At 57.9% G+C, this 20,242-nt stretch carries 17 protein-coding genes and 3 pseudogenes; 7 read left to right on the plus strand and 13 right to left on the minus strand.

The window, feature by feature from the left end:
* Nucleotides 1–24 precede the first annotated feature (24 nt).
* A complete protein-coding gene (locus tag BJP61_RS00895) occupies nt 25–351 on the plus strand; it encodes a YceK/YidQ family lipoprotein (RefSeq protein WP_038866294.1) in 327 nt (108 codons plus the stop codon).
* Here the strand turns inward: BJP61_RS00895 and BJP61_RS00900 are convergent, their stop codons facing one another.
* The 8 genes and pseudogenes from BJP61_RS00900 to dgoR form a co-directional block, all read right to left on the minus strand.
* Nucleotides 352–1,614, minus strand: a complete 1,263-nt coding sequence (locus tag BJP61_RS00900) for a DUF3748 domain-containing protein (protein ID WP_171997625.1) — start codon at nt 1,612–1,614, stop codon at nt 352–354. It abuts the gene before it with no gap.
* A 68-nt stretch (nt 1,615–1,682) separates the two neighbouring features.
* Nucleotides 1,683–2,615: a 2-hydroxyacid dehydrogenase gene (locus tag BJP61_RS00905; RefSeq protein WP_171997626.1), complete on the minus strand. Its 933-nt coding sequence runs from the start codon at nt 2,613–2,615 to the stop codon at nt 1,683–1,685.
* Nucleotides 2,616–2,624: 9 nt separating this feature from the next.
* Nucleotides 2,625–3,935: an MFS transporter gene (locus BJP61_RS00910; RefSeq protein ID WP_171997628.1), complete on the minus strand. Its 1,311-nt coding sequence runs from the start codon at nt 3,933–3,935 to the stop codon at nt 2,625–2,627.
* Between the two features lie 137 nt (nt 3,936–4,072).
* Nucleotides 4,073–5,409 (minus strand): annotated as a pseudogene (locus BJP61_RS00915) (MFS transporter).
* Nucleotides 5,410–5,813: 404 nt separating this feature from the next.
* A complete protein-coding gene (dgoD, locus tag BJP61_RS00920) occupies nt 5,814–6,962 on the minus strand; it encodes a galactonate dehydratase (RefSeq protein WP_075192935.1) in 1,149 nt (382 codons plus the stop codon).
* Complete coding sequence (locus tag BJP61_RS00925) at nt 6,959–7,576, minus strand: 2-dehydro-3-deoxy-6-phosphogalactonate aldolase (protein ID WP_171997630.1); 618 nt, start codon at nt 7,574–7,576, stop codon at nt 6,959–6,961. The genes dgoD and BJP61_RS00925 overlap by 4 nt, the downstream gene beginning before the upstream one ends.
* A complete protein-coding gene (locus tag BJP61_RS00930) occupies nt 7,560–8,444 on the minus strand; it encodes a 2-dehydro-3-deoxygalactonokinase (protein WP_038866310.1) in 885 nt (294 codons plus the stop codon). The genes BJP61_RS00925 and BJP61_RS00930 overlap by 17 nt, the downstream gene beginning before the upstream one ends.
* Entirely contained in the window at nt 8,441–9,124 is a 684-nt protein-coding gene (gene dgoR / locus BJP61_RS00935) for a D-galactonate utilization transcriptional regulator DgoR (protein ID WP_171997631.1), read from the minus strand. Before dgoR ends, BJP61_RS00930 begins: the two co-directional genes overlap by 4 nt.
* 440 nt (nt 9,125–9,564) lie before the next feature.
* Between dgoR and BJP61_RS21625 the strand changes: the two are divergent.
* A pseudogene (locus tag BJP61_RS21625) lies at nt 9,565–9,645 on the plus strand (DUF5431 family protein); the annotation flags it as partial.
* Nucleotides 9,623–9,780 (plus strand): annotated as a pseudogene (locus tag BJP61_RS00945) (type I toxin-antitoxin system Hok family toxin). The pseudogenes BJP61_RS21625 and BJP61_RS00945, both read left to right, overlap by 23 nt.
* A 120-nt stretch (nt 9,781–9,900) precedes the next feature.
* Here the strand turns inward: BJP61_RS00945 and yidA are convergent.
* The 5 genes from yidA to dnaA form a co-directional block, all read right to left on the minus strand.
* Complete coding sequence (gene yidA, locus BJP61_RS00950; RefSeq protein WP_038866315.1) at nt 9,901–10,713, minus strand: sugar-phosphatase; 813 nt, start codon at nt 10,711–10,713, stop codon at nt 9,901–9,903.
* A gap of 307 nt (nt 10,714–11,020) precedes the next feature.
* Complete coding sequence (gene gyrB, locus BJP61_RS00955) at nt 11,021–13,435, minus strand: DNA topoisomerase (ATP-hydrolyzing) subunit B (protein ID WP_038866317.1); 2,415 nt, start codon at nt 13,433–13,435, stop codon at nt 11,021–11,023.
* 28 nt (nt 13,436–13,463) lie between these two features.
* A complete protein-coding gene (recF, locus tag BJP61_RS00960) occupies nt 13,464–14,537 on the minus strand; it encodes a DNA replication/repair protein RecF (RefSeq protein WP_171997634.1) in 1,074 nt (357 codons plus the stop codon).
* A gap of 139 nt (nt 14,538–14,676) precedes the next feature.
* Nucleotides 14,677–15,777, minus strand: coding sequence for a DNA polymerase III subunit beta (gene dnaN / locus BJP61_RS00965; RefSeq protein ID WP_038866322.1), 1,101 nt, complete (start codon nt 15,775–15,777; stop codon nt 14,677–14,679).
* A gap of 4 nt (nt 15,778–15,781) precedes the next feature.
* The gene (gene dnaA, locus BJP61_RS00970) at nt 15,782–17,167 is read right to left on the minus strand and encodes a chromosomal replication initiator protein DnaA (RefSeq protein ID WP_038866323.1); all 1,386 of its coding nucleotides are present in this window, start codon (nt 17,165–17,167) and stop codon (nt 15,782–15,784) included.
* Nucleotides 17,168–17,775: 608 nt separating this feature from the next.
* Here dnaA and rpmH point away from each other — a divergent pair.
* Genes rpmH through yidC form a run of 4 tightly spaced genes read left to right on the plus strand, consistent with a single transcriptional unit; the run spans nt 17,776 to nt 20,163 of the window.
* Nucleotides 17,776–17,916, plus strand: a complete 141-nt coding sequence (gene rpmH, locus BJP61_RS00975) for a 50S ribosomal protein L34 (RefSeq protein WP_000831330.1) — start codon at nt 17,776–17,778, stop codon at nt 17,914–17,916.
* A gap of 14 nt (nt 17,917–17,930) precedes the next feature.
* Nucleotides 17,931–18,290, plus strand: coding sequence for a ribonuclease P protein component (gene rnpA, locus BJP61_RS00980; RefSeq protein ID WP_004386002.1), 360 nt, complete (start codon nt 17,931–17,933; stop codon nt 18,288–18,290).
* Nucleotides 18,254–18,511 carry a membrane protein insertion efficiency factor YidD gene (yidD, locus tag BJP61_RS00985; RefSeq protein WP_004386003.1) on the plus strand — a complete coding sequence of 86 codons (258 nt, stop codon included), beginning with the start codon at nt 18,254–18,256 and terminating at the stop codon, nt 18,509–18,511. Before rnpA ends, yidD begins: the two co-directional genes overlap by 37 nt.
* A 2-nt stretch (nt 18,512–18,513) precedes the next feature.
* Nucleotides 18,514–20,163 carry a membrane protein insertase YidC gene (gene yidC / locus BJP61_RS00990; protein ID WP_171997635.1) on the plus strand — a complete coding sequence of 550 codons (1,650 nt, stop codon included), beginning with the start codon at nt 18,514–18,516 and terminating at the stop codon, nt 20,161–20,163.
* The last annotated feature ends 79 nt before the right edge of the window (nt 20,164–20,242 follow it).

A 20,242-nucleotide genomic window follows, 5' to 3' on the forward strand; every position in this document is an offset into this window, starting at 1 on the left:
GCGGTGCGACAACATAAAAGAAGAATGAAAATGAAAAATACTCTCGGGAAAGTGCTTTTTTTCAGCGGCGTGATGCTGCTTTGCGGCTGCTCCAGCGTGATGTCGCACACCGGCGGCGGCGAGCAGGGCTATTACCCTGGCACCCGCGCCAGCGCGACGATGCTAAGCGATGACGACACCAGCTGGGGCTTAAAGCCGCTGGTGGCGCTCGATCTCCCTTTCACAGCGATTATGGATACACTACTGATCCCGTGGGATGCTTTCCGTACCGATAAATCGGTGAAGTCACGGGTCGAAGAGAGCGAAAAGAAGTCCTTCGCGATTAATTCCGTGATCCCGCCCGCGCCCTGATCAGCGCCCGGTTTCCGTCATCCATAACTGGCGGAAACCGTCTGTCTCCTGCATCCAGGCAATGTACTTGCCGTCCGGCGATATCACTACCGCATCCGCGGAAATAGCGTCGGCTTGCGGCGGCGTCAGCGCTGTTAACTCTCCTGTTTGCGCATCGCACAGGACAATCCGGTTGCGCTGCATAAACCCGAGCGCCTCGCCCGACGGGTGCCAGCTAAACGCCGACGCCACGCCACAGGCGTCATGCGTCACCTGACGCGGCTCGCCGCCCTGCGGCGATATCAGCCACAGCTGCGCCACGCCGTTGTCATCCTTCATCAGAAACGCAATGGCGGTGCCCTGCGGGTTGCTGCGCATCCAGTGGCGCGGCGTGGTGGCAAGCCCCGGATAGCGGCGGTCATGCGTAAAGGTCAGACGGCGCTGTATAATGCCTGCCGGCGGCGCGGGCATGCTATCCGTCGTCCCTTCGAGCGGCGCATCACCTGGCGTTTTCCACGCGGCCTCATCTTCCGGTAAATCGACGATAAACAGCTCCGGCGCTTTTACGCCCGCAGGCGTCAGCGTATCGCCGATAAACGCCAGCGCGCGCGGCTGCCAGCGACCGTCTGCTTTTTGATAGCCGTTATGGCCCACCCAGCCTTCTTCATACGCGCGGTTGATCTCATCACTGCCGGGGCGCGGCGCAGGCGTGGTGCGGCTCACCAGCGCGCACCAGTGGCTGCCGGCATATTCACGGGGATGATGCATTTCAGGCGTCACCGGGCCGAACGGCAGCGCCACGCCGACGTTGCGCAAATCAAGCGCCGGATCGCGCTCATGCAACACATGGTCGTTGTAGGTGAAACTCAGCCACGCGCCGTCCGGACTGAAGACATGCACATGGCTGCCGCCGCGCAGCGCGCCCGGCGTGTATGGCGGCGTAATCGCCATCGCATCAAGGTTTTGCGCCACGCCGTTTTCCACCACTACGCCGCGGCGATGGTGAAAATCGTAGCGCCAGGCGTCATCCGGGTTTTCCGGCCCGTGAATGAACACGTACCGCTCCGCCGTCGGGCTCACCGTCACCACGCCCACGTGCGCGCCCTGCGTGGCGCGATAAATCACCTCGACCTCGCCGGTTTCCACATTGACGCGCTCAATGGTTTCGCCGGTAAACGACGCGCCGGACGGGCGGACGTCAAAGGCGAGCCAGCGGCTGTCCGGGGTCCAGACGTTAATATTGGTGAGCTGATGGTGACGCGGGGCGAACGTGAGCTGTTTCATCAAGAGAAAACCCTGAAGCCAAAGAGGGCCTCAGGGTAAAAGATAAACGCGAAGCGGGCAATTGCGCGTCAGGGCACCGGCGTGACGAGCGGCTCGCCGGCAAACCAGGCGTTGACGTTCTCCAGCACCAGCCGCGACATCTCCCGCCGCGTTTCCCACGTGGCGCTCGCCATGTGCGGCGTGATCACCACGTTGTCGCGCTGTTGCAGCGCGGCGGGTACGTTCGGCTCATCCGTAAAAACATCCAGCCCCGCGCCCGCAATAATGCCGCTGTCCAGCGCCTCAATCAGCGCCGTTTCATCCACTACGCTGCCGCGCCCAACGTTAATGACCATACCCTGCGGGCCGAGCGCCGCCAGCACCGCCGCATTCACCACCCCGCGAGTCGCGTCGCCGCCGGGCGCACAGAGCATCAGAAAATCGCTCTCCTGCGCCAGCTCGCGTAAATCAGGCACAAAACGGTACGGCAGCGCAGCCTGTGGATGGCGACTGGTATAGCGGATCGCCATATCGAACGCCTGCGCGCGACGCGCGATCGCCTGGCCGATGCGGCCCATACCGAAAATACCGAGCCGCGCGCCGGAGACTTTACGCGTCCACGGAAAACCGCCCTGCTGCCAGCCGCCTTGTTCGATAAACCGCTGTGCCGCCACGATCCTGCGCGAGGTCGCCAGCATCAGGCCGATGGCGAGATCGGCCACGTCGTCTGTCAGCACGCCTGGCGTGTGCGTCACCTGCACGCCCCGCTCACGCGCCGCCGCCACGTCCACGCCGTCATAACCGACGCCGAACACCGCAATCAGCCTCAGCGCGGGCAGCAATGCGATGAACTCACGCGTCACTACCGCCTCGCCGTTAGTGATCACCACGGTGATGTCACCGGCAATGGCGGCAAGCTCGTCTTGCGACAGCGACGACAGTTCACGCAGATCGTAGCGTTCGCGAAGCGCCCCGGTAAGCGCGTCCGGCAGGTAAGCCTGCTTGAGGACTTTCTGTTTCATGCTGGCTCCTTAAGAGAGGCGTGAAGCGGGCTGCTTAAGGCCGCCTTGGCGCGCCGGACGCGAGACCAGCACGCCAATAATGCCGCCCAGGATCAGCGCCACCGCCACAATCAACAGCCCATAGTGGTAACTGTCCGTCGCGTCTTTGATTTTGCCGAGCACCGGCGGCAGGCCGAGACCGACGAAATTCGCCACGGTGTTGATAAACGCGATAGACGCCGCTGCCGCCACGCCCGCCAGTTTCTCGGTCGTCACCGCCCAGAAAATCGGCGTCAGCGCAAAGTTAAAGCCCACGGTCAGCACCAGCAAGCCATACGCCACCAGCAGGTTGCTGGAGTAAATAGCGATGGCGAGCGATACCCCGGAGATGATAAGCGGCAGGCCGAGATGCCAGGCGCGCTCGTGGGTGGTATCCGAATGGCGGCCATTGAGATACATAAACAGACAGGCGGCGATAAACGGCACGGCGGAGAGCAGGCTAATCACGATGTTGCTCTGCTCGCTGGCCATGCTTTTGATAATGAGCGGCAGGAACAGCGTAATGCCGATGGAGCCGAACGCCTGCAGAAACCAGACCAGGCTCAGCAGCAGCACGGTTCTGTTTTTCAGCGCGCTGAGCCAGCTGTGATTACTACCGACCTCCACGCCCGCGTTATCGCGCGCAAGTTGCGCCTTAAGCCAGCTTTTTTGCTCGCCGGAGAGCCACGGCGCGTGATCCGGCGTCTGCGGCAGCCGCCAGAGCACCATAATACCGAGCACAATGGCCGGCATGCCTTCAAGGGCGAAGAGCCAGCGCCAGCCGGCGATATCGGCGAGGCCGTGCATATTCAGAATAGAGCCGGAGATCGGCAGGCCGATGATCGACGCCATCACCGAGCCCATGTAAAAGAACGACATCGCCCGCGCGCGGTTAGTCTTCGGGAACCAGCAGGAGATGTAGTAGATGATGCCCGGCGTAAAGCCCGCCTCCGCCATACCCAGCAAAAAGCGCATGACGTAAAGCTGCGTGGGCGTCTGCACCAGCGACATCCCGGCGCTGACGATGCCCCAGGTTATCATGATGCGGGCTATCCAGACGCGCGCGCCCACCTTCGTCATGATGACGTTGCTCGGGATTTCAAAAATGATGTAGGAGATGTAGAACATGCCGACGCCGAGGCCGTACATGCTGGCGCTCAGGCCGAGGTCGGCGTTCATTTGCAGCGCTGCGATGGAGATGTTGGTTTTATCGAGGTTAGCGACAAAGTAGCAGAGGATAATAAACGGGATTATCTTCGCGTTGAGCTGCCGCAGGGTGGTCGAGTACAGATCGGTATGCATAGCAGAACCCTCGTCTCCTGCCGTGGCACACCCGGCAGGTTTATGGTTGTTATCAGTCGATACGTCACGCGCGCAGGTCAAGGCGGCGCGTTATCTGCGCATTCCGTCGCAGGCGTCCCTGCCCTTCATGACGGGCCTCAGCCTACGCGTTTCACCTCGCCGACCAGCAGGATGTAAGAGAGCGCGCCGATAAGCGCCACGACAGAGATGTACACCAGCGCCGGGCCGAAGCCGTAATCCTGCGCCAGGTAGCCAATCACCAGCGGTACGGTGATACCGCCCAGCCCGCCGACAAAGTTGAACATGCCGCCGGTCAGGCCAATCAGGCGCATCGGGGCCAGCGATGACACCAGCGACCAGGTGATCGACGCAAACCCGTTGCCGAAGAACGCCAGCGCCATCAGCACGACAATCCAGGTCGGATCGTTGGTGTAGTTGGCGCCCATGATGCAGGTGGAGATTAACAGGCCGCAGATAATCGGCGTCTTACGCGCCACGCCGAGTGAGAACCCTTTTTTCACCAGCTTGTCCGCAAGCCAGCCGGAGAGCAGCACGCCGAAGAACGCGGCGAGGAACGGCACGGTGGTCATAATGCCCGCCTTGAGCGCCGTGATGCCTTTTTCCTGAGTGAGGTAGTTCGGAAACCAGGTGAGAAAGAACCAGAGCGTGGACGTGACCGCAAACTGGCCGAGATAAACGCCAATCAGTTTGCGATGAAACACTAATTTCCAGTCCGCGCGGGAGAGCGGCTGGCGTTCGGCTTTTGTTGCGGGCGCATCACCGTCCACCAGGCCGCCGCCGTCGCGGATGTAATCCAGCTCCGCCCGGCTGATGCCTTTGGTGAGGCGCGGCGGCTGGTAAACCTTAAACCAGACCAGCGACCAGAGGATCCCAATGCCGCCAGTGACGATAAACACCCAGTGCCAGCTCAGCAGCTCCTGGATCCAGATAAGCAGCGGCGTGAGAAACGCGAGCCCGACGAACTGCCCGGAGGTGTAAAAACCGACCGCCGAGGCGCGCTCATGCTCCGGGAACCAGCTGGTGACCATGCGGTTGTTAGTCGGGAATGCGGGCGCTTCAAAAACGCCGGTGATGGCGCGCAGGCCAATGAGCGACAGCAGCCCCGTTGCGAAGCCCTGAAACAGCGTCGCCACTGACCAGCCAAAAATCGCGATGAAATAGGTCAGCCGCGAGCCCATGCGGTCTAAAAACCAGCCGCCGGGGATCTGGCAGAGCGTGTAGAGCCAGGCGAAGGCGGAAAAGACATAGCCCATCTCCGCTTTGCTAATGCCGAACTCTTCCTGAATATGCGCCGACGCCACCGCTAAATTGGCGCGGTCGACATAACAAATCACCACGGTAATAAATATCATCGCGAGCGTCAGATAACGACGACGCCCGGGTTTTACAGCCGTTACAGAAATATCCATCACGTTCTGTCTCCAGAATAAGGCATAGCGAGGCCCCTCACCATGCCCTGTAAAATACAGAGGGTGTGTTTTTTATATTGGGTTTACCGCCCGACGAGCCGGGCTCATTTTCATTTAATCAATACGCGAAATAATTTTCGTAAAAACCGGAATTACCTTGTCCTGAAGAGTTCGCGTTGCATGAAAAGCCAATGTACGCAACGCGCTAAATAATTCGCGTTGTGGGAAGGCGGCAAGTTAACGAATCCCCGGGAGCTTACAAAAGTAAGTGACTGGGGCGAATTAATGCAGCCAACGCCGTTGCAGCGCGAAATATGACGCGCAATGCCCTAAATAGTTCGTGTTGCAACAAGGCGGCAAGTTAATGAGTCCCCGGGAGCTTACAAAAGTAAGTGACTGGGGCGAATTAACGCAGCCAACGCCGTTGCAGCGCGAAATATGCCGGGCATTACCATTCGGCGACGGAGCCGTCAGGGTGCCGCCACAAAGGGTTACGCCAGTCAGCGCACGCTTTGCTGCGTTCAATGACCTGCTCCTCATCAATCTCGACACCCAGACCCGGCTTCATTAAAGGCTGGAAATAGCCGCCTTCCATTTTGAAGTCGTCTTTATTTTTAACAAAATCAAGCAACTCGGCACCCTGGTTATAGTGAATGCCCATGCTCTGCTCCTGGAATACCGCGTTGCGCGAGATGAAATCCACATGCAGGCAGGCCGCAAGCGCAATCGGCCCGAGCGGGCAGTGCGGCGCGAGGCCGACATCATAGGCTTCCGCCATCGCGGCGATTTTCGCGCATTCGGTAATACCGCCCGCGTGCGATAAATCGGGTTGCAGGATAGCGAGGCCGCCAGCTTCCAGTACGCGCTTAAATTCAAAACGCGAGAACATGCGTTCGCCTGCCGCAATCGGAATATGCGTCTGCGCGGCGAGGCGCGGATAATATTCAGCCTGTTCAGCTAATACCGGCTCTTCAATAAATAACGGGCGATAAGGTTCGAGCTCTTTAATTAATATTTTCGCCATCGGCGCGCTGACGCGTCCGTGGAAATCAAGCCCGAATTCTATTTCACTGCCGAATTCCTCGCGGATCTGCGCAACGGTATTTACCGCAGCGTCGACTTTACGCGAATCATCAATAATGCCTAACTCTTCGCAGCCATTTAATTTAAAGGTGTCAAAGCCTATCTGGCGCAGCGTTTTAATACCGGCGATAACTTCCGCCGGTCGGTCGCCCCCTACCCAGCTGTAGGCTTTGATTTTATCGCGCACCAGGCCGCCCATCAGTTGCCAGACCGGCGCGTTCAACACTTTACCTTTGATATCCCACAGCGCCTGGTCAATACCCGCGATGGCGCTCATCAGTATTGGGCCGCCGCGATAAAAACCACCGCGATACATCACCTGCCATAAATCGTTGATGCGGGCCGGATCCTGACCAATCAGGTATTCGCCAAGCTCATGCACCGCCGCTTCGACCGTGCGGGCGCGCCCTTCGATAACTGGCTCGCCCCACCCGACCACGCCTTCATCCGTCTCAATCCTGAGAAACATCCAGCGGGGGGGTAAACGGTACGTCGTTAGTCTGGTAATTTTCATTGCACTGCCTCTCGATACGCCTTAACAAATGCTTTCGCCTGCTCCGTCGTGCGCGATACGGACTGTCCGGCGCGATAGAGATCGCTGCCAAGCCCGGCGCCGACACAGCCCGCGTTGAGCCACACCGCCAGGTTATCCGGCGTGACGCCACCGACCGCGAAGACCGGGATGTCCGGCGGCAGCACGGCTTTTAGCGCTTTGATGTAGTCCGGCCCGAAAGCGGAGGACGGGAAAATTTTCAGCGCCTGCGCGCCCGCCTCAATGGCGGTGAACGCCTCCGTTGCCGTGGCGCAGCCGGGGCAGACGGTCATGCCATAACCCACCGCGCGTTTGATGACGTCGGGCTGAATATTCGGCGTGACGATAAGCTTGCAGCCCATCTGCGCCAGTTCATCCACCTGCTCCGGCTTCAGCACCGTGCCCGCGCCAATCAACGCGCGCTCGCCGAACGCCTTCACGAGCGTCGGCAGACTCTGCTGCCACTGCGGCGAGTTAAGCGGGATCTCTACCGCGTCGAAACCGGCGTCGAGCACCGCGGCGACATGCGCTTCGGCTTCCGGCGGGGTAATGCCGCGTAAGATTGCGATAAGAGGGAGATCAGTGTGCCACTGCATGAGCGAGACTCCTTATGCCTGCCTGAAATGCGCTGTCGCCCTCCAGCGTCCGGGCCGTGTAACCGAGCAGCGTCAGCGCGCGCTGGTATCGTCTGGCAAGGGATGGGCTGGCGACCAGCGTGAGGGGTTGCGGGCGATCTGGCTGCCAGTGGCGAAGCTGGCTTGCCACTTCATTGCCAATCAGCAACCCGGAAAGAAATTCAGCGACGTGCTCGCGCGCCAGCTCGCCCAGCACATGGGCGGCACGCACTTCAAAAAGGCGTGTCAGGGGCGCGTCGGTTTCCACGCCCTGCGCAAGGCCCGCGTCGAAGGCGGCAGCGTCCGGCTGCTGTTCCGGCAGACCCGCGCCGATAAGGGAGTGGCTTAACAGCAGATGATGCAGCTCGCCGGTCATGACGGTGCGAAAATCGCTGACCTGCGCGGCGTCGGCCTGCACCCATTTGCAGTGCGTGCCGGGCATGATGTAGAGCGGCGCGGGGGCAAGCTCGCGGGCGCCCAGCAGTTGGGTCTCCTCGCCGCGCATCACGTTGCGGTTATCGCCACGGGTAACGCACAGGCCTGGAATAATAAAGACGTTGGGGGCGACGGTGGTGAGCTGGCTGCCGATATCGGCGAAACGCGCCGGGCAAGGAAGATAAGGAGCGACAGTCCAGCCAGCGTTGCTGCCCACCATCCCGGCCATGACGACAGGGGTGGCGGCATCGCGCCAGCCTTCCGTCACCTGCGCTAACACCGCTTCGGGGGTTCTGCCGTTAAGGCGGGTGACGCCCGCCTCCGATTGCCTGCTCTCCAGGCACTGTTCGCCCTGAAAAAGCCAGGCGCGAAGATTCGTGGAACCCCAGTCGATAGCGATGTAGCGAGATGTCATGTGATTTCCTTCAGCCGTTTTGTGGAGCTTGCGATCATGGTTAACGCCGCCTGCTCCGCCGCCTCGCCGTCCTGATGCCGTATCGCATCGAACAGCGCTTTATGTTCCTGGAGCGTTTTCGGCATGTTGGCCTCATCGCCCATCCAGGTGCGCTCAAACACAGCCCGTTGCAGAGAGCTGATAGCCACGCTGAGCTGTTGCAGCACCGGGTTATGCACCGCCTCCAGCACCGCTTCGTGATAGCGGATGTCTGCCTCATTAAACGCGTCGCGATCCTGGTTGTTGGCAATCATGTCGTTGAGCGCCGCCTCAATGCGCGCCAGATCGCTTGACGTGGCGCGCTCCGCCGCCCAGCGGGCGATAGCAGGTTCAACCAGATTGCGCACTTCACTCATGGAGGCGATAAGCTGCGGGTCGTCATCGTGCTCCAGCACCCACTGCAACACTTCGGTGTCGAGGTAGTTCCACTGGTTGCGTGGCGCGACAAACGCGCCGCGATAGCGCTTCATCTCAATCAGCCGCTTCGCCATCAGCGAGCGATACACCTCGCGGATGATATTGCGCGAGGTTTCAAACTCTTCGCACAGCTCCGCTTCGGCGGGGAGCGCGGCGCCCGGTACATATTTCCCGCCTACGATCTGGCGGCCCAGCGTCACAATAATGCGGTCGGTTTTGGTCATCTTTTGGGTTCCTTTCACGCGAGGTTTCTTCGCCTACTTTACCCTGACCGCCGAATTTCGCCGCATTTTTGAAGTACAACCGTGACGCGGGTGGCCGTGCTGATGGGTTCAATGTAGTACAATCCATATTTGTTGTACTACAATTTAGATCACAAAAACGACAAAAGGATATATCGGGAGAGATAGCTGCGCGGGATTCATCAAGTGAGCTGATGATGGTAGAAAATGACGCGAAGGGCAGAAATTCAGCAGGGAAAAGGCACAAAAATTCAGCAAAACGCCCGCAGGGTTTTGATGGTTTAGCGCAGGAAGAGAAATTTATAAGGGCGGCGGCGCTTGAGGCTTTTTGCCTCTTGCGGTCGGCAGAAATGCAAAATGTGGTGAGGCAGAAAGAAGAAAGCCCCGAAGGTAATTTTTCAATTAACCCACGAGGCCTACTGATGCCTGGACCCCATCAGCGCAGCCTCTTACCCGCCGAAAGGCAAGGAGAGGAAGGCCATGAAACTGCTGCGAAGTACCCTGTTCTGGTGCGTAGTAACGCTCTGTATCACGTTGTTAGTATTTACATTTCTGCGCGTCATTCGCTGTGCGAACTAAGGCTGAAGGACGGGCAAAGGGAGTTTGCTGCGTTTCTGGCTTACGAATCCGGTAAGTAGCAACCCGCAGGGCGGGGGTAACCCCGCCCTTTCAGGCCAGGCGAGACTTTGCGTGGCTATGCAGCCGAAAGCGCCTTTCTGACGCGCCGTCCGCCGATTAACGGGCGGCGCGTCACTCCATTAACGCAGCGCGAATTTCTCAATAGCGTACGCGACGCCATCCTCCAGATTCGAGCGGGTCACGACGTTGGCGGCCTCTTTCACTGCATCGATGGCATTTTCCATCGCCACGCCGATGCCCGCGTATTCGATCATCGCAATATCGTTTTCCTGATCGCCTATTGCCATCACTTCCTCCGGCTGGATGTTTAAGACGTCAGCCAGTGATTTCACGCCGGTGCCTTTGGTAACGCGCTTATCGAGGATCTCAAGGAAATACGGCGCGCTTTTCAGCACCGTGTATTTCTCTTTTACTTCCTGCGGAATACGCGTGATAGCTTTGTCGAGGATCTCCGGCTCGTCGATCATCATCACCTTCAGAAAGGTCATGTTTGGGTCCATTTTTTCCGCTTCGCAGAACACCAGCGGAATGGTGGCGACAAAAGATTCATGCACGGTATAACGGCTGATATCGCGGTTCGCGGTATAGAGCGTGGTGCGGTCGAGCGCGTGGAAGTGCGAGCCGACCTCGCGTGAAAGCTGCTCCAGATAGCGATAATCGTCATAGTTGAGCGGTGTTTGCGCTACGGTGCTGCCGTCGCTTGCCTTTTGCACCAGCGCGCCGTTGTAGGTGATGCAGTAATCGCCCGGTTTATCCATATGCAACTCGCGCAGATAACTCTCCACGCCCGCAAAAGGCCGTCCGGTCGTCAGCACTACGTTGATGCCCTGTTCACGGGCTGCGGCAATGGCGTTTTTTACGCCCGGTGAAATGGTGTGATCGGGCAGCAATAAAGTGCCATCCATGTCAATTGCGATAAGTTTGATAGCCATGAGTTCCCCTGCATAAATGAGCCTTTTGGCATGCTAACGCGATTGTGCTCAAAAAACAGTAGCAGTCGGGGCGAGAAAAGGGGATGAATCTGCGGGGAAAATGCCGGTTAATGCGCCGGTTAAAGAGAAAGGAAGCGCGGGTTAACGACGATGATGACGCGCGCGAGGCAAGTGTGAGCGTTAAGCCTCCCTGCGCCCGATGACGAATATAAATGATAAAGGCGGGTGCGCTACGCTTACCCGCCCTGTATCTGTACAGACTGCGCGCGTAGGCGGGTAAGCGAAGCGCCACCCGCCACAACGGCTATCAGATATCGATGTTCGCCGCTTTCAGGGCGTTTTCTTCGATAAAGGCGCGGCGCGGTTCAACGGCGTCGCCCATCAGCGTTGTGAAGAGCTGGTCGGCGGCAATCGCGTCTTTGACGGTAACGCGCAGCATACGGCGGCTTTCCGGATCCATCGTGGTTTCCCACAGCTGCTCCGGGTTCATCTCGCCGAGACCTTTATAACGCTGAATCGAGAGACCGCGACGGGACTCTTTCACCAGCCAGTCCAGCGCCTGCTCGAAGCTCGCTACCGGCTGACGGCGTTCGCCGCGCTCGATAAACGCATCTTCTTCGATCAGACCGCGCAGCTTCTCACCGAGCGTGCAGAGACGACGGTATTCGCCGCCGGTCACGAACTCGTGGTCGAGCACGTAATCGGTGTCGACGCCGTGGGTACGCACGCGCACCACTGGCTCGAAACGACGCGTTTCAGCGTTTTCACGAATGTCGTACTTCCAGACGCTACCGTGCTGCTCGTTTTCATTAAGCGTGGTGATAAGCGCGGAGACCCAGCGGGTCACGTTCGCTTCATCGGCCAGCGCCTCTTCCGTCAGCGTCGGCTGATAGACCAGCTCTTTTAGCAGCGCGCGCGGGTAGCGACGCTCCATACGGTTGATCATCTTCTGCGCGCCGTTGTACTCAGACACCAGCTTCTCCAGCACTTCGCCGGCGATAGCTGGCGCGCTCGCGTTCGCATGCAGCGTCGCGCCGTCCAGCGCGATGGAGATCTGATACTGATCCATCGCTTCGTCGTCTTTAATGTACTGTTCTTGTTTGCCTTTCTTCACTTTATACAGCGGCGGCTGCGCGATATAGACGTGACCGCGTTCGATGATTTCCGGCATCTGACGATAGAAGAAGGTCAACAGCAGCGTACGAATGTGCGAGCCGTCGACGTCCGCATCGGTCATGATGATGATGCTGTGGTAACGCAGCTTATCCGGGTTATATTCGTCACGGCCGATGCCGCAGCCGAGCGCGGTGATAAGCGTCGCGACTTCCTGGGAAGAGAGCATTTTGTCAAAGCGCGCTTTCTCCACGTTCAGGATTTTCCCTTTCAGCGGCAGGATCGCCTGATTCTTACGGTTACGGCCCTGTTTTGCAGAACCGCCCGCGGAGTCCCCTTCCACCAGGTAGAGTTCGGAGTGCGCCGGGTCGCGCTCCTGGCAGTCCGCCAGTTTGCCCGGCAGGCCTGCGAGATCCAGCGCGCCTTTACGACGGGTCATTTCACGCGCTTTACGGGCCGCTTCACGGGCGCGCGCGGCGTCGATGATTTTGCCGACCACGATTTTGGCGTCGTTAGGGTTTTCCAGCAGGTATTCCGCCAGCAGTTCGTTCATCTGCTGTTCAACCGCCGATTTCACCTCGGAGGAGACCAGTTTGTCTTTGGTCTGGGAGGAGAATTTCGGATCCGGCACTTTTACGGAAACCACAGCGATCAGACCTTCGCGCGCGTCATCGCCGGTGGCGCTGACTTTCGCTTTTTTGCTGTAGCCCTCTTTATCCATATAGGCGTTCAGCGTACGGGTCATCGCCGCACGGAAGCCCGCCAGGTGCGTACCGCCGTCGCGCTGCGGAATGTTGTTGGTAAAGCAGTAGATGTTTTCCTGGAAACCGTCGTTCCACTGCAGCGCCACTTCCACGCCGATACCGTCTTTCTCGGTGGAGAAATAGAAAATGTTCGGGTGGATCGGCGTTTTGTTCTTGTTGAGGTACTCAACAAACGCCTTGATGCCGCCTTCGTAATGGAAATGATCCTCTTTGCCGTCGCGTTTATCGACGAGACGAATAGAGACGCCGGAGTTCAGGAACGACAGCTCGCGCAGGCGCTTTGCCAGGATGTCATATTCAAATTCGGTGACGTTGGTAAAGGTTTCGTGGCTTGGCCAGAAGCGGACCTGAGTACCGGTCTGCTCGGTGTCGCCGGTCACAGCCAGCGGCGCTTGCGGTACGCCATGCACGTAAGTCTGCTGGTGGATTTTGCCTTCGCGGCGGATAACCAGTTCCAGCTTCTGCGACAGGGCGTTTACGACGGAAACGCCTACCCCGTGCAGACCGCCGGAGACTTTATAAGAGTTATCATCAAATTTACCGCCCGCATGCAGAACGGTCATGATAACTTCCGCCGCCGAAACGCCTTCTTCCGGGTGAATACCGGTCGGAATGCCGCGCCCGTCATCCGATACCGAGACAGAGTTATCGGCATGAATGGTCACGACGATATCTTTACAGTGACCCGCGAGCGCTTCGTCGATAGCGTTATCTACCACCTCGAATACCATGTGGTGCAGACCGGTGCCGTCATCCGTATCGCCGATATACATACCCGGGCGCTTACGCACCGCATCCAGCCCTTTCAGGACTTTGATACTGGAGGAGTCATAAGAATTCGACATCAACGTTTCTCGCTCATTTTAACTTGGGTTAATCCGTTATTTTACCCTGATCGACAGCGAACATCTTCGAATTTTTGTCCGTCATGTCGAGAATATGTTCGGCGCTAATCGCGCTGACAAAGACTTGCGACTGCGTAGCCTTCAGGCGCTGCGCCAGAAGCCCACGTCGGGCGTCGTCGAGTTCAGAGGCAAAATCATCTATCAGATAAAGACAGCATCGTCCGCTTTCTCGGGTGAGAAACTCACCCTGCGCCAGACGCAGCGCGCACATCAGCAGCTTGAGCTGCCCGCGCGACAGCGTATCTTCCACCGGCGCGCCGTCGGCGCGAATGCGAAAATCAGCCTTATGCGGGCCGTGCGCGGTATAGGTCAGCATCCGGTCGCGCTCAAAACCGCGCTCCAGCACGTCGGCATAGTCGCTCTCTTTCTCCCAGCCGCGCTGGAAAGAAAAGGTAAGCGTAAATTCCGGCAAAAACTGAGCGCAGGTATCAGCCATATCGTGGGCGATCGCCTCGCTGTAGCTGGCGCGCCACTGACTTATCTGTTCGGCCAACGGGACCAGTTCGCGGTCCCACGGGCGCAGTTGTTCATAGCGGGTCACCTGTCGCAGCGCGGCATTGCGCTGTTTGAGCAGGCGCTTTAAGTTGCTCCAGGCGACAAAAAAGCCTGGCTCGTTATGGAAGCATCCCCAGTCGAGGAACGCTCTTCTGTATTTGGGGCCGCCGCCGAGCAAAGTAAACCCCTCAGGGGTAATTAATTGCATCGGCATCAGTTGCGCCAGCTCAGCCACTTTGTGGCCGTCGCTGCCGTCGATACGCACCGTGCTGTCGCCGTTGCGATCTTTTGTGAGACCGACCGACACTTCACGCTCGTCGCCCTGCAACCGCCCGTGGAGAATAAAAGCATCCTGCTCGTGGCGGATCACTCGCCCGATTTGCAGACTGCGAAACGCGCGCCCGTGGCCCAGCGTGTAAATCGCTTCCAGCACGCTGGTTTTTCCGCTGCCGTTAGCGCCAACCAGAAAGTTGAAACCGGGAGAGAGCGCGAGATCCGCGTTTTCGATATTGCGGAAATCTTTGATGAGTAAACGGGATAGCGACATGATTCATTCTTAGCCAGGGCGTTATCGGCGCAGTTATTCTGGTTTCGGCCAGCGCGCAGCAACCGGAGCGTACTGAAGTACGTGAGGATTGCGAGCACTGCCCGGAGCCAGAATAACAAGTAAGATAGCCCGATATTTTCTAAAGCCTCATGGGCATGACGACATAGGCTGCGGATGTACTCGCCGCGTCTTCAATCTGCACGCTCGACACCGAATCCGTCAGCAGAATGCGCACATTCTCGCACTTCAGCGCGTTAAGCACGTCCAGCACATAACTGACGTTAAAGCCGATTTCCATCTCCGTGCCCGCGTAGGTGACGTCGAGGATCTCTTCCGCCTCTTCCTGTTCCGGGTTATTGGCGGTGATTTTCAGCTGGTTTTCGCTCACATACAGACGCACGCCGCGGAATTTCTCATTCGAGAGGATCGCCGCGCGGGCAAACGCCTGCTTGAGGATATCGCAGCCGGCTTCCAGCGTTTTGTCCGGGTTTTTCGGCAGTACGCGGCGATAATCCGGGAAGCGGCCGTCGACCAGTTTCGAGGTAAAGATAAAATCGCCGACGTGCGCGCGGATATTGTTGCTGCCTATCTGAATACGCAGCGGGGCGTCGCCGCCGTCGAGCATACGCATCAGCTCCAGCACGCCTTTACGCGGCACAATCACCGAATGGTTCGGTAATGGCTGGCCAACCGGCATTGAGCAAACCGCCAGACGGTGGCCGTCAGTCGCCACAGTACGCAGATCTTCGCCTTCGGTTTCAAACAGCATGCCGTTGAGGTAGTAACGGACATCCTGATGCGCCATCGAAAATTGCGTGGCCTCGATCAGACGCTTCATGGTCGCCTGGGCAAGCGTGAATTCCACTTCGCTCTGCCAGTCGTCCAGATTCGGGAAATCCGCCGCTGGCAGCGTGGAGAGCGAAAAACGGCTGCGCCCCGAGCTCACCCGCATGCGGTCGCCATCCAGTTGAACGGCGATTTCCGCGCCTTCCGGCAGGCCGCGGCAGATATCAAAGAATTTACGGGCCGGTACGGTAGTGGCGCCTGGCTCGTGCGGCTGCACCAACGCGACGCGCGCCACCATTTCCATTTCCAGATCGGTGCCGGTCAGCGACAGCGCACCGTCCGCGACCTGGAGCAACAGGTTGCCGAGAATAGGCAGCGTCGGACGGCCGCCCAGCGGGCCGCTGACCTGCTGGAGCGGCTTTAATAAATGTTCACGTTCAACGGTAAATTTCATAGCGTCACGAAGATAATGTTCTGATTAAATTGGAGAAATCTTCTTTGATATCGTGGCTTTCCTCACGCAGCTGCTCTATCTTGCGACAGGCGTGCAGCACCGTGGTGTGGTCGCGGCCGCCAAACGCATCGCCGATTTCCGGCAGACTGTGGTTGGTCAGCTCTTTGGCGAGCGCCATCGCCATCTGGCGCGGACGCGCGACCGAGCGGGAGCGCCGCTTGGAGAGCAAATCCGCCACCTTGATCTTGTAGTACTCCGCCACCGTCTTTTGAATATTGTCGATAGTGACCAGTTTTTCCTGGAGCGCCAGCAGATCGCGCAGCGCCTCGCGCACAAAATCGATAGTAATGGCGCGACCAGTAAAGTTGGCGTTGGCGATGACACGGTTCAGCGCGCCTTCGAGCTCACGCACGTTGGATCGCAGACGCTTGGCAATAAAGAAGGCGACTTCGCCTGGCAGACGGATATCGTTCTCATCCGCCTTTTTCATCAGGATCGCCACGCGAGTTTCTAACTCCGGTGGCTCAATAGCTACCGTGAGACCCCAGCCGAAGCGCGATTTCAGACGATCCTCAACCCCATTGATCTCTTTTGGATAACGATCCGAGGTAAGGATGATCTGCTGATTACCTTCCAGCAGGGCGTTAAAGGTGTGGAAAAACTCTTCCTGGGATCGCTCTTTATTGGCGAAGAACTGAATATCGTCAATAAGCAGCGCATCCACCGAACGGTAGTAGCGTTTGAACTCTTCGATGGCGTTGTTTTGCAGCGCTTTCACCATGTCCTGCACGAAACGCTCGGAGTGCATATAGACGACTTTGGCATTGGGCTTGCGCGCCATGATGCCGTTGCCGACCGCATGTAGCAGGTGCGTTTTACCAAGACCCGTGCCGCCATAAAGGAAGAGCGGGTTATACGCGCCGCCGGGGTTATCCGCCACCTGACGCGCCGCCGCGCGGGCCAGCTGGTTGGATTTACCCTCAACGAAGTTATCAAAGGTGTGTTTGACGTTGACGTTAGAGCGGTAGGACGGCTCCGCCGGCGCGGGCACGTTGTCCCACGCCGGGCGCACAGGTGCCGCGGCGGGCGCGGCCTGCGCCGGCTTGACCGCCTGGCTTGCAGGCGCTGGCGTCGTCTGGGTCAGCGGTTTAGTGCCAACTTCAAAGCGCAGCAGCGGCGCGTCAGAGCCGCAGAAATCATTCAGCAATCCGTTGATATTATTGAGGTATTTGTCCCTTACCCAATCGAGCACAAACCGGTTTGGCGCATACAAAGCCAGCGTGTTATCGCTCAGTTCCGCCTGTAGGGGGCGTATCCACATGCTGAATTCAGTGGCTGGTAACTCATCCTGCAATCGGGCAAGACACTGCTGCCAAAGCGAAAGTGACACGGCGGACTCCACTCGAACAAAAGTCGATAAAAGACGAAGACTGAAACATTCATGATTGTTGACACACGCCGACAAGCCCCGAGCCGGGAGGCGTGCGAACCGCTATTTGCGGTTTTTACCCGATGCCTGAGATCAGGGATCCCGATCGGGACCGCGGATCATAGCCTAAAGCGAGACAGAGATCTCCTGTTTCTCACAGATTCTTCCCGATTTATCCACAGGGCCGCGTCAGGACGCTTAAGTGTAATCGATCCTTTCATGGCTGCGGCACGATTTGACCGGCATATCGGAAAAATTAATGACGATCGCGAAAATTTCGCTTTATCGATCTAACGAAGATCCCGCGCGATCCTTGCGCTTTGCCGGCGAGCCCGTATAATTCCCCACCCGGTGCGTAAAGCGCGGTTTATCGCCTGAATTTTGCGTGTTTTTTATCCTCTGATTGAGGTGAAAAGCGCGGGAAATAAGGAAAGTGAATTGACTCCGGAGTGTACAATTATTACAATCCGGCCTCTTTAATCGTCGATTACTTTGGCGTAAGTCGTCCGGCAGGCCGTTCGCGCATACGCAAAGTCAGTGAATTTATTCAAGTTTAGGTAGAAATCGCCATGAAACGCACTTTTCAACCGTCTGTACTGAAGCGCAACCGTTCTCACGGCTTCCGTGCTCGTATGGCTACTAAAAATGGTCGTCAGGTTCTGGCACGTCGTCGTGCTAAAGGCCGCGCTCGTCTGACCGTTTCCAAGTAATAGCTAACCCCTTAGTGGTTAAGCTCGCATTTCCCAGGGAGTTACGTTTGTTAACTCCCGCTCATTTCACCTTCGTCTTCCAGCAGCCACAACGGGCTGGCACGCCGCAAATCACCATCCTCGGCCGCCTTAATTCGCTGGGGCATCCCCGCATCGGTCTTACCGTCGCCAAGAAAAACGTCAAACGCGCCCATGAACGCAATCGGATTAAACGTCTGACGCGTGAAAGCTTCCGTTTACGTCAGCATGAACTTCCGCCTATGGATTTCGTGGTGGTGGCGAAGCGCGGGATTGCCGACCTCGATAACCGGGAGCTTTCGGAAGCTTTGGAAAAATTATGGCGTCGTCATTGTCGCCTGGTTCGCGGCTCCTGATAGCCCTCATCCGGGTCTATCAACGCTTCATTAGTCCGCTTCTCGGGCCGCATTGCCGTTTTCACCCCACCTGTTCGCAGTACGGAATTGAGGCATTGCGCAGGTTTGGGGTGTTAAAAGGCAGTTGGTTGACAGTGAAACGCGTATTAAAATGCCACCCTTTGAACCCGGGTGGAGACGACCCCGTCCCGCCAGGACCTTTTGATACCAGAGAACACTAACGATGGATTCGCAACGCAATCTTTTTGTCATCGCTTTGTTGTTCGTGTCTTTCATGATCTGGCAAGCCTGGGAGCAAGATAAAGCTCCAAAACCCCAGGTTCAGCAGACCACGCAGACTACGACCACCGCAGCGGGTAGCGCCGCAAGCCAGGGCGTACCGGCCAGTGGCCAGGGGAAACTCATTACCGTTAAGACCGATGTCCTTTCTCTTACCATCAATACCCGTGGTGGCGACATCGAGCAGGCACTTCTGCTGGCATACCCGAAAGAGCTGGGCTCCAGCGAGCCGTTCCAGCTGCTGGAAACCACGCCGGAATTCGTTTATCAGGCACAGAGCGGCCTGACCGGTCGTAACGGCCCGGACAACCCGAATAACAATCAGGGTCGCCCGCTTTATAATGTCGAGCGCGACACTTACGTCCTGGCTGACGGTCAGAATGAACTGCTGATCCCGATGACCTTCACCGACGCGGCAGGCAACACCTTCACCAAAACGTTCGCCCTGAAACGCGGCCAGTACGCCGTGTATGTGGGTTACAACGTGAAGAACGCCGGCACGCAGCCGCTTGAAGTCTCCACGTTCGGCCAGCTGAAGCAGACCATCGATCTGCCGAGCCATCGCGACACCGGCAGCAACAACTTTGCTCTGCATACTTTCCGCGGCGCGGCCTACTCCACGCCGGACGAGAAGTATGAGAAATATAAGTTCGATACTATCGCCGACGATGAAAATCTGAACGTGAATGCCAAAGGCGGCTGGGTAGCGATGCTCCAGCAGTACTTCGCAACCGCATGGGTTCCGACGAACAACGGCACCAACAACTTCTATACCGCGAACCTGGGTAATGGCGTGGCCGCTATCGGTTACAAATCCGCACCGGTTCAGGTACAGCCAGGCCAGACAGCATCGCTTGCGAGCACGCTGTGGGTCGGCCCGGAAATTCAGGACAAAATGGCCGCCGTTGCGCCGCACCTTGACCTGACCGTTGACTACGGCTGGTTGTGGTTTATCTCTCAGCCGCTGTTCAAGCTGCTGAAATGGATCCACGGCTTCCTCGGCAACTGGGGCTTTGCGATTATCGCCATCACCTTTATCGTTCGTGGCGTGATGTACCCGCTGACCAAAGCGCAGTACACCTCCATGGCGAAAATGCGCCTGCTGCAGCCGAAGATTCAGGCTATGCGCGAGCGTCTGGGCGACGATAAGCAGCGTATGAGCCAGGAGATGATGGCGCTGTACAAAGCGGAGAAAGTGAACCCGCTGGGCGGCTGCTTCCCGCTGCTGATCCAGATGCCTATCTTCCTTGCGCTGTACTACATGCTGATGGGCTCTGTGGAACTGCGTCACGCGCCGTTCGCGCTGTGGATCCATGACCTTTCCGCGCAGGACCCGTACTACATTCTGCCGATCCTGATGGGCGCGACCATGTTCTTCATTCAGAAGATGTCGCCGACCACCGTGACCGACCCGATGCAGCAGAAGATCATGACCTTTATGCCGGTCATCTTTACGGTCTTCTTCCTGTGGTTCCCGTCCGGTCTGGTGCTGTACTATATCGTCAGCAACCTGGTCACCATCCTTCAGCAGCAGCTGATCTACCGCGGTCTGGAAAAACGCGGTCTGCATAGCCGCGAGAAGAAGAAGTCCTGATTCGGTAGTAAACCGGATAAGGCGAAGCCGCCATCCGGCAAAGGAATATAACGTTAAGGGCGGTCTGATGACCGCCCTT

This window comes from Cronobacter sp. JZ38, assembly GCF_008932145.1.
Classification (GTDB): domain Bacteria; phylum Pseudomonadota; class Gammaproteobacteria; order Enterobacterales; family Enterobacteriaceae; genus Cronobacter; species Cronobacter muytjensii.